This window comes from Halioglobus maricola (genome assembly GCF_009388985.1).
GTDB lineage: Bacteria > Pseudomonadota > Gammaproteobacteria > Pseudomonadales > Halieaceae > Halioglobus > Halioglobus maricola.
Genome location: NZ_CP036422.1, coordinates 1,339,050 through 1,352,288 on the forward strand (window position 1 = coordinate 1,339,050; position 13,239 = coordinate 1,352,288).

Annotated in this window: 11 protein-coding genes; 6 read left to right on the forward strand and 5 right to left on the reverse strand. The window is 57.4% G+C overall.

Annotation, left to right across the window (positions count from 1 at the left end):
- Nucleotides 1-75: 75 nt before the first annotated feature.
- Nucleotides 76-1,779, forward strand: coding sequence for an ExeA family protein (locus EY643_RS06060; RefSeq protein WP_153240928.1), 1,704 nt, complete (start codon nt 76-78; stop codon nt 1,777-1,779).
- A gap of 10 nt (nt 1,780-1,789) precedes the next feature.
- On the forward strand, nt 1,790-2,617 hold the full coding sequence (locus EY643_RS06065; RefSeq protein WP_152661354.1) for a general secretion pathway protein GspB: 828 nt from the start codon (nt 1,790-1,792) through the stop codon (nt 2,615-2,617).
- On the opposite strand, the gene EY643_RS06070 is transcribed toward EY643_RS06065, so the two are convergent.
- Nucleotides 2,618-4,015 (reverse strand): alkaline phosphatase, encoded by a 1,398-nt coding sequence (locus tag EY643_RS06070; RefSeq protein WP_152661355.1) that lies wholly within the window; start codon nt 4,013-4,015, stop codon nt 2,618-2,620.
- A gap of 297 nt (nt 4,016-4,312) precedes the next feature.
- Between EY643_RS06070 and EY643_RS06075 the strand changes: the two genes are divergently transcribed.
- Both EY643_RS06075 and EY643_RS06080 read left to right on the forward strand, forming a co-directional pair.
- Nucleotides 4,313-4,651 carry a P-II family nitrogen regulator gene (locus EY643_RS06075; RefSeq protein ID WP_152661356.1) on the forward strand — a complete coding sequence of 113 codons (339 nt, stop codon included), beginning with the start codon at nt 4,313-4,315 and terminating at the stop codon, nt 4,649-4,651.
- 20 nt (nt 4,652-4,671) lie between these two features.
- A complete protein-coding gene (locus tag EY643_RS06080) occupies nt 4,672-5,967 on the forward strand; it encodes an ammonium transporter (RefSeq protein WP_170287483.1) in 1,296 nt (431 codons plus the stop codon).
- 51 nt (nt 5,968-6,018) lie between these two features.
- Here EY643_RS06080 and EY643_RS06085 read toward each other — a convergent pair whose 3' ends face one another.
- A complete protein-coding gene (locus tag EY643_RS06085; RefSeq protein WP_152661358.1) occupies nt 6,019-6,576 on the reverse strand; it encodes a hypothetical protein in 558 nt (185 codons plus the stop codon).
- 75 nt (nt 6,577-6,651) lie between these two features.
- On the opposite strand from EY643_RS06085, the gene EY643_RS06090 reads away from it, so the two are divergent.
- Nucleotides 6,652-8,508, forward strand: a complete 1,857-nt coding sequence (locus tag EY643_RS06090) for a DUF3604 domain-containing protein (protein WP_240732840.1) — start codon at nt 6,652-6,654, stop codon at nt 8,506-8,508.
- Between the two features lie 252 nt (nt 8,509-8,760).
- Nucleotides 8,761-9,735 (forward strand): alpha/beta fold hydrolase, encoded by a 975-nt coding sequence (locus tag EY643_RS06095; RefSeq protein ID WP_205743163.1) that lies wholly within the window; start codon nt 8,761-8,763, stop codon nt 9,733-9,735.
- Nucleotides 9,736-9,738: 3 nt separating this feature from the next.
- On the opposite strand, the gene ppx is transcribed toward EY643_RS06095, so the two are convergent.
- The 3 genes from ppx to EY643_RS06110 are packed head-to-tail and all read right to left on the reverse strand — an operon-like array spanning nt 9,739 to nt 13,232.
- Nucleotides 9,739-11,247: an exopolyphosphatase gene (ppx, locus tag EY643_RS06100; RefSeq protein ID WP_152661360.1), complete on the reverse strand. Its 1,509-nt coding sequence runs from the start codon at nt 11,245-11,247 to the stop codon at nt 9,739-9,741.
- A 45-nt stretch (nt 11,248-11,292) separates the two neighbouring features.
- Entirely contained in the window at nt 11,293-12,375 is a 1,083-nt protein-coding gene (gene alr / locus EY643_RS06105) for an alanine racemase (protein ID WP_152661361.1), read from the reverse strand.
- On the reverse strand, nt 12,375-13,232 hold the full coding sequence (locus EY643_RS06110) for an aminotransferase class IV (RefSeq protein WP_152661362.1): 858 nt from the start codon (nt 13,230-13,232) through the stop codon (nt 12,375-12,377). Before EY643_RS06110 ends, alr begins: the two co-directional genes overlap by 1 nt.
- Nucleotides 13,233-13,239: the final 7 nt, after the last annotated feature.

The window sequence follows — 13,239 nt, forward strand, 5'->3', positions numbered from 1 at the left end:
CGAGGGGGTCTATCTTTGCATCCGGCTTCCCCCACGGCGGTGTGATCTCGGCGTTGATCGTGCATAATGCCTCGCATGTATCACCAGTACTTTGGCCTCAACGAGGCGCCTTTCTCCATTGCCGTGAACCCGCGCTACCTGTTTATGAGTGCGCGGCATCGGGACGCTTTGGCGCATCTGCTTTACGGCGTGGGTGCCGGCGGAGGGTTCATCCTGCTCACGGGCGAAGTGGGCACCGGCAAAACCACGATTAATCGCTGTCTGTTGGAGCAGTTGCCCCAGGACACCGATGTAGCGATTATTCTGAATCCAGCCCTGAACGCGATGGAGTTGCTGGCGACGGTCTGTGATGAGTTGGGCATTGAGTACGATCGGCAGGGACATACCCTCAAGAGCCTGACCGATGCCCTGCACAGCTATCTGCTGGAGAATCATCGCAAGGGTCGTAAGACGGTGTTGATGATCGATGAAGCGCAGCACCTTGATTTTGAAGTGCTGGAGCAGATTCGCCTGCTTACGAACCTCGAGACCAACAGCGAGAAATTGCTGCAAATCATTCTGATCGGCCAACCCGAGCTGGCGCAGCTATTGGCGCGCCCGGAATTACGTCAGCTCAATCAGCGGATTACCGCTCGCTATAATCTCGAGCCACTGAATCTGGCCGAGACCGGTGCGTACATACAGCACCGATTGCAGGTGGCCGGTATGACTGCAGACCGGCAAATTTTTCCACCGGCGGTAGTGAAAGGCATTTACCGTCAAACCCGCGGTATTCCACGGCTGATCAATGTGCTGTGTGACCGAATCATGCTCGGCGCCTACGGCCGCGGCAAGAGTCGCGCCGACATGGCCATGTTGCGGCTCGCCACCCGCGAGGTTATGGGAGAAGAGTTGACGCCAGTCTCATCTGCGGCCTGGCTGCCCTGGGTGGGTGCCGCCGCCGTGCTGGCGTTGCTTGCCGGGGGCGGCTGGTGGTATATGCAGCAGGCACCCATTGCCTCGAACCCGGTTGCTCAGGAGCCGGTAGCACAGGAGCCAGTAGCACAAGAGCCAGTAGCACAAGAGCCAATCGTTGCTCAGTCAATGGAGGCTGCAGAGAACTTCCCCGAGCCGGAAGCCGCAGTAGCGCAGACAGCGACTGCAGCAGTGCCGGCGCCTACAGACAACTGGTTGCTGTCGCCCGCCGATGCCGAGGCGTTGCTGTGGTCGTTCCATTCGCCGCAGGTTTTTGGCGGTGAACTGTGCAGTATCGAAATTGAACCAGCTCTCGTATGCAGTGACGGCCAGGTGACCACCTGGGATGAGTTGACCGTGTTTGACCGTCCGCTGTTAGTACCACTCGTCACGCCTGAGCGTTTCGCAGCCGCGGCCATATTGTTGGGCGTGGAGGGACGCAATGCCTGGGTAGTGGACGCCAATGGTTCCGCGCAACGACTCGCATTGGCTGAGTTAGCCCCGCTTTGGAATGGCGGCTATCGCTTTTTGTGGCGTGCTCCCACGGCGTTCGAACGCCCAATCGCTGAAGGTGACGCGAGCGATGCGGTCGCTGAGGTCGCGCTACTGTTCGCCCGCCTCGATGGGCAGGCGCGCCCGTTAACTGAGCGTCGATTTAATGCCGCGTTGAAGCAGCGGGTGGTGATGTTTCAGCGGGCGCAGGGGCTGGAGGCAGATGGTGTCGTGGGCGTACAGACTCTGCAACAGTTAAATTCTGCGCTGGGCATCGACCCGTCAGCGAGCACGCTGCGACAGCAACTGGCGGACATGTCCGCCGCGCAATGAGGTAAACCGCTTGTCTCTGATTCTGGATGCACTGAACCGCTCTCGCACGGAGCAGGGCGATGTGCCAAGCATCGCAACCCAGCACAGCGGTGAACTGGAGCACGATGCTGGCCAGCGTTGGGCGCTGTGGGTAGCGCTGGCGGTGGCGCTGCTCATCATCGTGGTATTGCTATTGGATCGTATTGGTGAGGACGCTCCAGTAGCGGTGCACGACATAAGCGAAGCGCCAATGGCGGCAAAGCCCGCACCCGTGTCGGAACCTAAGCCCGAACCTAAGCCCGAGCCCGGAGCACAGCCCAAATCCGAGCCTCAGCCTAAAACCTTGCCCAGGCCTGAGCTGCGTCTGCCAACTGCTCCCGCGCGAACCGGGCCCGCAGTGCCAGCCCTGGCACAACAACCGCAGGCGGAGGTCAGTGCGCTCTACGCCCAGCGGGAATCCGCCCCCAACGCGCCGACTGTCGCGGCCGCAGCTGAGCCAGCGCCAGCAGTCGACCCCGTCGTGTCTGACAGTGTACGTGAGGATGTTATCGATCTAGAGGCGATGCTGGAGCTGGCGGAAGATGAGTTAGAGAATGCGCGCCTGGAGGAGCATCCGGCGCCTTTTCTGGAAGCCCTGTCCCAACAGGTCAAGGACGACATACCTACGCTCTATTATCATCGCCACGATTATTCCGGCAAGCCGGCCCAGTCGCGGGTAACGCTTAATGGCAAATCAATAGCCACCGGGGGTAAGACTAACGGTTTTAAAGTTGAAGAGATTCTTGCCGATTCGGTGGTGCTCACCTATGGCGGCACCACCTTTCGCCTGAGGGCGCTCAATAGCTGGGTCAATCTCTGATCAGAGACCCAGATAGGCTTTCATGATGCCGAAGATTTCTGGCTGGCGCAGATAGGGCGGCACCAAACCTTCTCCCTCCTCGTTTGCATACAGGGGTACAGCCGCTCCAGTGTGTTCTTCCATTATAAAATTGCTGGTGGCGTAGTTCACCATCATGGCACCGCCTTCGGGTGTCTCGATCACTGACACGTGGCCGGGGCTGTAGATGGGGATGGGATACTTGGCGAACATGCTCGGAAAGGCCAGTAACTGCGCCGCTTGGGAATGATCCGCCGTGACAATGATGAGGGTGCGCGGGTTTTTGTCAGCAAATGCCAAGGCGCTGGCCAGTGCTTCGTCCAATTGCTCCACTTCTCCGATCGAACCACAGGGCTTGCGCTCGTGTGACTGTTTGTCGATCGAGGCGGATTCGATGGTGAGGAAGAAACCTCTGTCGTTATCCTGTGCGAGGTGGGTCAGAGCGGCATCTGTCATCTGCTTGAGCGTGGGAACAGCGGCGAACTCCGGGTTGGGCTCGCACTCCATGCTCTCGGGCAAGGTCACGTCTCCCAGGTAGTCGTGAACGTAGTTAAGCAGGCTGGGCTCTGGCTGTTCTGATATCCGGCCGCCTTCGCCCTGGAGGCGCACCGGCATGGTGCTGGGAGAGAACAGGCCAAGCAATGGCTTTCCGGGGCGGGCGGCAGTGAGCTCATCCGCATTTTGCAGGATCTGGTATCCCTCGTCCTGGGCAACTTCCAGCACGGTTTTGTTCTGGCCTTCGGCCATTGGCGTGAAGTGCTGGCTGCCACCGCCGAGCAGAACGTCCACACCAGAAACCGCAAGCTGCTCTGAGATTGAGCCTGGCCCACCATTCTTTTTCATGTCCTGTGGGCAGCCGCCAAGATCAATACCTTTGTATTCGACTTTCTCGATCTGGTCCGGGTTTTCACAGAATCGCAGAGCGACATGAGCCGCGAAGGACGAAGGTGTTGCGTCGGTAATACTGGCCGTGGACACAATGCCAGTGCGATAGCCTGCCGTCTGTGCCAATTCGATAATGGTGGGAATATCCTGATCACTTCCGGCGGTGGTGCCAATCCGCGCCGGGCTGGTTACAACCCCGGTTGCCATGCTGGTGGCGGTGTTGGCGGAGTCGGCGACATAGAGCGGCTTGCCGTTAACCTTGTCCTCCACGGTCAGGATCTGGGAGGCCCCCCTAACGGGCATTTTATCCAGCAGCAGTTCGCCGGTTGCACCCTTGAGATAGTTGCGTGCGATGGTGACCTGCTGCTCGTCCATGCCATCGCCTATGATCAGAATGACGTGGCGCGGCTCGCTGACGGCCGGAGCATCCTGGGCGAGACTGAGGGTGGAGCTAAGGGCCAGGGCGGCCGCAGTGGCAAAGACAGTTTTGTGCATGTTCGATCCTTAGAAGGCAGCGACATTTACTCGGTTAGCAGAGTGATATCAGGCGGAGGCTATTGATACCACAAAGTCTGTGTTACTGCCTCATTATGGCACTGGAAACGGGCCGTGGTCGCGATATCCAACCGCTGATGCCTGATAGTGGTGCCTGTGCACCAAAATGCATGCAGTGACGCTTAAATTTCGCCCTGTTATGTGGCAGGATCAGACCTCCGCTGGAACGGCCGCCGCAGGCCAGGTGGATGGAGAGGCGCGCAGCGCCGCAACAAAAATAAAGCAAAGGTGATTTTCATGAAGATGATGACTGCCATCATCAAGCCCTTCAAGCTGGATGATGTTCGCGAGGCACTACACCAGATCGGCATAGCCGGAATGACGGTGGAAGAAGTTAAAGGTTACGGCCGCCAGAAAGGCCATACAGAACTCTATCGAGGCGCCGAGTACCTGGTGGAATTTCAGCCCAAGGTCAAAATCCAGATTGCGATTGCTGATGCTCAGGTCGATGCGGCTATCGATGCAGTTTGTGAGGCCGCTAGCACCGGTAAAATTGGCGACGGCAAGATATTTGTCGCACCGCTGGAACAAAGTATTCGTATTCGTACCGGTGAAACCGGCGAAGAAGCACTCTGAGGACAATAACAATGCGTACCATGAACAAGCTGGCGTTGCTCGCTGGCACTGCGCTGTTCGCCAATGCGGCCAGCGCCAGTGAAATCAACCAGGCTGACACCGCCTGGATTTTGACCGCCACCGCCCTGGTCCTCTTTATGACCATTCCGGGCCTTTCGCTGTTTTACGGCGGCCTTGTGCGGGTCAAGAACGTTTTGTCGGTGCTCATGCAGTGTTTTGCACTAACTTGCCTGATGTCGCTGCTCTGGTTTGCTTTGGGCTATACCATCGCTTTCGGCTCTGATGGGGTAGAGCAGGGCGCCTTTATCGGCGACTTCGGCAATATTTTCCTGATGGGCATATCAATCGACAGTGTGAATGGCAGCATTCCATCAACCCTGTTTGCCACCTTCCAGATGACGTTTGCCATCATTACCCCAGCGTTGATTGTGGGCGCGTTCGCTGAGCGCATGCGTTTTTCCGCGATGCTGATTTTCAGCTCTATCTGGCTGCTGGTAGTTTACGCTCCCGTGTGTCACTGGGTGTGGGGTGGCGGCTGGCTCGGCAATATGGGCCTGCAGGATTTCGCTGGCGGCACTGTGGTGCATATCACCGCGGCCGTGGCAGCTTTGGTGGCAGCGATGATGATGGGGCCACGCAAGGGCTATGGCAAAGTGGCCATGCCTCCGCATAACCTGACTCTGACAGTCGCCGGTGCCGGCATGCTGTGGGTGGGCTGGTTCGGCTTTAACGCCGGCTCCGCCGTTGCAGCAGATAATAGCGCAGCCATGGCCATGCTCGTCACTCACCTTTCTGCGTCAGCCGGAGCGCTGGCCTGGATGGCGATGGAGTGGATCCGTCATGGTAAGCCTTCTGTGCTGGGTATTGTCACCGGTATGGTCGCAGGCCTGGGTACAATCACCCCGGCATCCGGTTCTGTCGGTCCTGCTGCGGCTGTAGTCATCGGCCTTTCTGCGGGCGTTGTGTGTTATTTCGCTACTAACTGGATCAAGAACACTCTCAAAATCGACGACAGCCTCGATGTGTTCCCGGTCCACGGTGTCGGTGGCATCCTCGGTACACTGTTGGCCGGTGTGTTTGCTTCACAGCAACTGGGCATTTTCAGTGGCAACGGTTTCTCCGATGGTATCGAAAGCATCGGTGGCCAGATGATGGTGCAGGCCACTGGCGTGGTCGCGACCTTTGTGTATACCGCTGTCGCCTCCTGGATCATCCTCAAGTTTGTAGATGTGATCGTTGGTTTGCGCATCGATGAGGAAGAGGAGACCCAGGGTCTCGACCTGGTGCTTCACGATGAGCGCGGCTACGACTTGTAGTCCGCAGCCATGTTGCAAAGTAGGGCGGCCCCAGGGTCGCCCTTTTTTATGTCACACAGTATGCCGGACGATAAAGCTCCATAGCACCATGGTGGTAGATATATAGAGCGCAGCACCGAGGTCGTACCAGCGTTTGCAAACGAAGACTCCAACCAAGGCCACAAGGGCGTAGTGGCCCACGAAGACGAGGTAGAAGGTGTCTGGCAAGCGGCCATCTCTGAGTCCACTGATGAGCATGTCCAGCAGGCACATGACCACGAAGCTGATCAGGAACCAGCTTCGGTTTTGCTCGAAAACATCGCGATAATTGGCATCATCCGGTAGATTGGGTGGGTACAAGATAATGGTGAGCATGTACATCGCGGTGGTCCAGATCACGACCAGGAAGAAGGTGGCGAAATTCCAGTTGTCGAACTCGCGCCACAGCAGGAACACCCACCAGTTCAGTACCAGAATAAAAAAGATGGTCACTGTCCACGCTATGTGTGCGGCGTCCATTCTGTTCAGCGTTTTGCTGTAGAAGGCGCTCCCAAAGCTGGCAAGCAGGTGAGTGAGCCCGAGACCGATAACAATGGACACGAGCACCGACAAGAATTCGAAGTCAGACACGACAAGAGGCCCCCTATTTCACGTTCAGTAAGTATAGACACGATCAAAAGCTGTGCTGCAGCGGTTCTCACTATCATGGCAATGCTTGCCGCCGGCGGATGTCATCGTGTGGAAGATCCGACGCTCTCGTTTGCCGATGTCGAGTTGTCTCCGCCGATGCCGTCAGATGCGGTGTCTGCTGATCCCTTGCGGCAGGTGTTTTTCGGTGATCTTCATATCCATTCCAGCTATTCCTTCGACGCATATACCATGGGTGTGCGGGCCTATCCGAAAGATGCTTATGTCTACGCCCGCGGTGGCAAGATACTTCATGGGGTGGGTTACCCGGTGCAGATAGACAGGCCACTGGATTTTGCAGCGGTCAGTGATCACGCTGAGTATCTGGGTATTGCACGCCGTAAAGCCGAACTCGAAGAACCGGCAAAGGCAACGGAATCTCACGACACAGCTCTGCGCGCGGCGCTGCAAGGTTATGCCTACGAGTACCTCTGGCGTTTTATGAGAGAAGGTATGCGATCTTCATCGGGTGAAGCGCGTGCACGTAATTTCGGGGTGCCAGAACTTGCCGGTGCAAGTCGAGACGCGTGGGAGGATATTGCCCGTGCTGCATCAGAACACAATGTGCCGGGTAGCTTTTCGACGTTCATCGCTTACGAGTGGTCGTCGATGCCGGAGGATCAGCACCTGCACAGGGTGGTGTTATATGGTGACGAGAAAGTGCTTGCAATGCCGTGGTCGTCGCTGGAGTCTGAAAACCCGGAGGACCTCTGGCGAGAGCTTGAACGGCAGCGAGGTTCTGGTCACTCGGTGATCGCGATACCCCACAACAGTAATCTCAGTAATGGGCTTATGTTTTCCGATCGAAAGTATGACGGTACACCCTTGAGTCGTGAGCTTGCCGAACTCCGCTCTCGGATAGAGCCAGTAAGCGAAATATTTCAGGTGAAGGGGCAGTCCGAGACTCACCCTGATCTGAGCCCCTCCGACGAATTCGCTGACTTTGAGCTGGTAGAGCAACCTGTAATGGCGGACGCGCCACAACGCGAAGTTAAAGGTAGCTATGTTCGCGATGCCCTGCGACTGGGAATGGAGTTGCAGCACGCACAAGGCTTTAACCCCTACCGCTTCGGTGTCATTGGCAGCACCGACAGCCATAATGCTACCAGCCCGGCCAATGAAGCGGATTACCATGGCAAGTTGCCGCTACTCGACGGAACGCCCGGCCTTCGGTTGGGGGCGTACTCCCCTCAGGTGCATGAGCGCACCACGATGCATCGCTGGAGTGCAATGGGGTTGGCGGCGGTATGGGCGCAAGAGAATACCCGCGCTTCACTGTTTGCAGCGATTCTTCGTAAAGAGACTTACGCTACGAGCGGATCGCGTCTTCGTCTGCGGTTCTTCGCGGGCTGGGACTATCCAGAGGGGATGGCGCAAAGTGCGAGGGCTATCGATGTGGCTTATGCTCAGGGTGTCCCGATGGGCGGGGTACTAAATGGAGGTACGGGCCAATCACCGGATTTTTTCATCTGGGCAGCAAAAGATCCCGAGGGTGCGAACCTGGACCGGGTTCAAGTGATCAAGGGATGGGTAGATTCAAGCGGCAACAGTCATGAGAAAGTGTATGACGTTGCCGCGTCAGGTTTACGCGAGCGGGATGCCAGCGGGGGGCGGCTCGCCGCTGTCGGAAATACAGTCGACGTGGTGCGCGGCCGTTATACTAATAGTATTGGCGATGCCGAATTGCGCACAATCTGGCGGGACCCGGACTACAGGCCAGAGCAGCAGGCATTCTACTATGCACGTGCGTTGGAAATTCCGACGCCTCGCTGGTCGACATATGACGCGGTAAAGTTGGGGATGCCTGTGCCTGATCCGGCCTGGATACAAGAGCGGGCCGTCAGTTCCGCCATTTGGATTAAGTCATTGCAGTAAGCATGCGATTTTTAGAGGACTCGTCGCGTTGGTTTTATCGTTGAAAGTGCAGGCAGGCCCTTACGGCACGATTCTAGAGGAAGGTCTGTCGCCTAGTTATACTTCGGAAGAAGGTCTCGAGAAAATGATCGGTGGCAATAAGATGCGCGCTCTCCAGCAACTCTGGGATGGTGTACCGGAAAGTCAGCGGGAAAGGCAGTACGCAGAGCGGATGCAACGGCTCAAGAAGTTACTTGAGCGGTGCCCGTCGTGATGAACTGGAACCACCACCATGCCGAGATCAACGGCATTCGAATGCACTATGTGGATCAGGGTGAGGGCCCGCCTGTAGTGCTTTGCCACGGCTTCCCGCACATCTGGTTCAGCTGGCATCGGCAGATGGAGGCCTTGGTGGCGGCAGGTCACCGGGTCATCGCACCGGATATGCGGGGCATGGGGCAGACGGACGCGCCCGCTGCGCCCGACGCCTACGACGTGGATACGATCACGGCTGACCTGGTTTGCTTGTTGGACCATTTAGGGATACCGAGCGCAGTGTTCGCGGGGCTGGATTTCGGGGCTTTTGCGATTTACGACCTGGCTTTGCGCCATCCTGAACGAGTCACAGCTGTTATTGGTCTGGAAAATCCTGCAGCGCCGCACAATCCTGATGAACCGCCGTTGGCCGAGTACAAGCGCATGGGTCAACAACACTTTCTGCACATCGAATACTTCCGGGAGCCACCTCGGGCCGATGAAGAGCTCGCAGCCCAGCCACGGCGTTTTCTGCACAAGGTATTTCATACCTTGAGTGGCGCCGGAAATTACTTTGACTGCTTTAAGCATCCACCCGGCACATCCTATATTGATGCGATGGCGGAGCCGCCACCCTTGCCCTGGCCGTGGCTCTCCGAGCAGGAAATGGATGTGTTTGTGAGTGAGTACAGCCGCTCAGGTTTTACCGGCGGGCTGAACTGGTATCGCTCGATGGATTTGAAATGGGAGCAGCGCAGACCTTACGAAGGCGTGCAGAGTGCAGTTCCAGCCTATTTCATTGGCAGCGAGCACGACGTTGACCTGGAAGGATTCCATGGCGACGACCCCATTTCCTTGATGCGGGCGATCTTTCCTCACTTGCGCCGGGTGGAGATGATTCCTGGTGCCGGGCACATGGTGCAATTGGAAGCGTCCAGCGAGGTCAACGCGTTCTTGCTGTCGTTTCTTGGGGATATTGGGGAAGAGAGTTGAAACTCAGCTCAGTGAGAGGCTGAACTCCAGCTTCCCCAGGGCTGAGCACTCCTGCTCCAATTCGCTGGCGGTAAGCGGGTGGCTTTCCAGCCAACCTTCTGGAAAACCAAGTGCCAATGTCATCTTTTCTGCAACGATACCGAACGCGGGTAGTTCTTCCAGAAATTCTACGTGCTTTAGACGCATTGCCAGGCGCAGTATTACCAGCAAGTACAGTGCCCTGCGGCGTTCCTGTTTGGGAAGTTCATCGATCAACTCCGTGGGTACTTTGCCACGTTGGCCCTGGGTTAGCACCGCAAGGCTTTCCTGTTCCTCCTGTGAGAAACCCGGCAAGTCGGCATTGCGCAGCAGGTAGGCGGTGTGTCGATTGAAGTGCTTGTGTGAGATCGCCATGCCAATCTCGTGGGTGCGCGCGGCCCAAAGGAGTAGCTCCCAATCTTCATCGGCCAACTTCCATGGGCCGCGGCACGCTGCAAACAGGATCTGGCAACGTCTTTCCACAAGTTCGGCCACGTCTTGATCGACACTGTAGCGCTGCATCAGGGCGTTGACTGTCCGTTCGCGCACATCCTCATGGCTGAGCCGGCCCATCAGGTCGTAGATTACCCCTTCGCGCAAGGCGCCTTTAGAGGTGCGCATGTGCTCGACGCCGAGAATGTCGAACAGTGCAGTGGTAATGGCTACACCGGCTACGATCACGTTGCGACGATTGTCTGTGAGACCGTCCAGTTTGATCTCATCAAATTGTTCGAACTTGAGTAGTTTTTTCTCGAGTTTATCGAGAGATTTACGGGTGATTCCTCCTTCGCTCCAGCCGTGTTCGGCGACGATCGCATTGATAGCATTGAGCGTGCCGGATGATCCCACTGCTTCGGCCCAGTGTTTTGAGCGATAGTGGCGGCGAATATGGGAGACTTCCACCCGCGCCTGGTCGTAGGCCTTGCGGTAGTTTTTCGCGCTGATATGGCCGTTGGGGAAAAAGTCTCGGCTGTATGACACGCAGCCCATCTGCAGGCTTTCGAGTCGCTTGGGTTCGAAGCGTTCGCCGATGATAAATTCGGTGCTGCCACCGCCGATGTCCACCACTAACCTCGATTGAGCGTCGTCAGCCAGTGTATGGGCGACTCCGAGGTACACGAGTCGCGCCTCCTCGTGGCCGTAAATCACATCTATTCGGCAGCCTAGAATGTCTGCGGCGGGGAGGGTAAAGTCCAGGCGATTCCGCGCCTGGCGCAGCGCGTTAGTGCCGACGGCGCGGATACGGGTCGGTTCGACACTCGAGAGCAACTGAGCAAAGCGTGCGAGACAGGCGAGGCCGCGTTCGACGGCTTCCTCGGAGAGTTGGTGATTTTCCAGGCCGGCGCCCAGCTGTACTTTCTCTGCCAGCACTTCCTGGGTGCGAATCTCACCGTGCTCAATCTTGGCGATAATCAGATGAAAGGAGTTGCTGCCAATATCGATTGCGGCCAGCAGGCTGCCATCGGGAACGGTGTCTTTATGTTCTTCAGCCAAGTGGGTTCGGCCCTTGCTTGCGGTCCATCCCACTATGGTAATGGATTAGGGCGCTATGATCACCCGTGGTGTGCGCTCGGGCATGCGGGTAGTCAGTTCGTAGCCGATGGTCTGGGCATGTGTGGCCACCTCGCCTGCGGTCAGCTCAGGGCCCCAGAGCACAACCTCATCACCGATGCTCACGTCGTCGAGGTCTGTAACATCGATGGTAATCATATCCATGGAGACGCGACCTGCCAGCGGTGCGCGTCGCCCATTCACCAGCACGGGAGTGCCATTGGTCGCCAGACGCGGATAGCCATCGCCGTAGCCGATACACACCGTGGCGATTTTTGAGGGCCGCTCCGCGGTCCAGGAGGCGGCGTAGCCCACCGCTTCTCCCGCTTCCACATCGCGTATCGAGATGACTGCAGAGGCGAGTGTCATCACTGGGAGCAGAGCCTCGGTATTGGGGTGCGGTTTGGGAAAGGGGGAGTTGCCGTAGAGCATATAGCCGGGGCGAATCCACTCGTAGTGAGCATCTGGCCAGCCCAGTACGCCTGGTGAGTTCGCGGCGCTGCGGGGGCCGGAAAAATCGGCAGTAATTTTATTGAACAAGCTTATCTGTCTTTCAGTCTGGTTGTTGTCGAGTTCGTCTGCGGAGGCAAAGTGGGTGCAGGTGACCAATTCGCCGGTGCGGTTGGCGCATGCCATGAGGCGCTCGTGAAACTCAGCGGCATCTTCTGCTACCACGCCCAGCCGGTGCATACCGGTGTCGATCTTCAGCCAGCATGTTACCGGCGTCGCCAGCTCGGCCTGCTCCAGCCATTCGAGCTGCTGTCGATTGTCGATCATCAGCCAGAAGTTCTGCTCTGATGCCAGTGGCAACTCATTGGCCTCGAACACGCCTTCCAATAGCAGAATGGGGCATGTGATACCGCCGCTGCGCAGTTCCAGTGCTTCTTCGATGCAGGCGACGGCCAGTGCATCGGTGAGCGGCTCAAGCGCGCGGGCAATCGTGAGAGCGCCGTGGCCATAGCCATTGGCTTTGACCACGCACATGGCTTTTGCTGCAGGCGCCAGTGAACGCGCGTGGGCCAGATTGTGGCGCAACGCGTCCAGGTCCAGCCTGGCCTGGTTAGCCCGCATCAGAAATCAAATTTCTGCGCGGAGTAAAGGCTCTGGGCTGCAAGCCAAACATCGCCCACCTGGCCGTCGGCAACCGGCTTGCCATCAATTTCAATTACGGGTGCGATCTCCTTGGAAGAGCTGGTGATCCATACCTCGTCAGCGTCTTCCAGTTCTTCCCGGTTAATGACACGCTCCTGCACCGGGATGCTGCCGTCTTTGCGCAAAATCGCTAGTAGCATAAGGCGCGTAATTCCCGGTAGTTTCTGGTGATCCAGCAATGGCGTTGAGACAATGCCGTTCTTGATGACGAACACATTGCAGGCAGCGGCCTCGGTAAGCTCACCGTGTTGGTTGAAAAGGATGGTTTCGGAGTGGCCTGCGGCGTGGCTCTGCTGGTAGTGCATCACGTTGCCCAACAGGGCCGTAGACTTGATGTTGCAGCGTTTCCAGCGCAGGTCCTCTGCGGTGGTAACCGTGTAGGGTGTCGCGGCACTCTTGTTCGCGATCGGAGCCGGTGGTATCTCGAATGCGAAGGCGAACAGAGTCGGTTCAATATCTTCCGGGTAGGCGTGCGAACGCTTTGTATCTGCGCCTCGGCTCACGTGAAAGTATATCCCCAGATTGCCGCTACCGTTGCGCTTGATCAGCTGGTCGGCTATTTCGCGCCATTGGTCCTGATCGACCGTCAGTTTGATCTCGATGGCGTCCAGGCCATCCTGCATTCGCTCCAGGTGCGGTTTGAAACCCACGAGCTTGCCGCTATAGGAGGGCACCACTTCGTAGATGCCATCGCCAAACAGGAAGCCGCGATCCATGGGCGAGATGCGGGCTTCGTCCATCGGCATGTAACTGCCATCCAGGTAAACAATGCTCATTTAAATT